Source organism: Pseudomonas sp. 2822-17, assembly GCF_002742485.1.
GTDB classification, from domain to species: Bacteria; Pseudomonadota; Gammaproteobacteria; order Pseudomonadales; family Pseudomonadaceae; genus Aquipseudomonas; species Aquipseudomonas cyclaminis.
This window is the reverse complement of the sequence record NZ_LJRZ01000339.1, coordinates 1-240: the sequence shown is the minus strand read 5'-3', so window position 1 is coordinate 240 and position 240 is coordinate 1. Positions and strand designations below refer to the sequence as shown.

Genomic DNA, 240 nt, shown 5'->3' with positions numbered 1-240 from the left:
TTATGTTTTTTTATTCCTTTCAGACTCAAATTAGAGTAAACGAATATATTCGGACTGCTTTGCACGCATCTCCTGTCGCATTTTCCTGCTAGTTGCACGCTTTTCTTCACGCTTAACATCTTCTCCTGTAAACTTTCTCTTTGTAATATTTACCGTCACAAAAAAGAAATGAAACATCATGTCTATCACCTCCTTCTAAAATATAATTTAATACGGAAGAAACGATGAACTGTAATGGTA

1 protein-coding gene is annotated in these 240 nt (G+C 34.2%); it reads right to left on the bottom strand.

Going from position 1 to position 240, the window contains the following annotated elements; genetic code table 11:
* Nucleotides 1–30 precede the first annotated feature (30 nt).
* A complete protein-coding gene (locus tag AOA60_RS34535) occupies nt 31–177 on the bottom strand; it encodes a YrzI family small protein (RefSeq protein ID WP_368731565.1) in 147 nt (48 codons plus the stop codon).
* Nucleotides 178–240: the final 63 nt, after the last annotated feature.

Bases quoted from the DNA above. Each gene is read 5' to 3' on its own strand.
- AOA60_RS34535 (WP_368731565.1), bottom strand. From the start codon at position 177: ATGTTTCATTTCTTTTTTGTGACGGTAAATATTACAAAGAGAAAGTTT.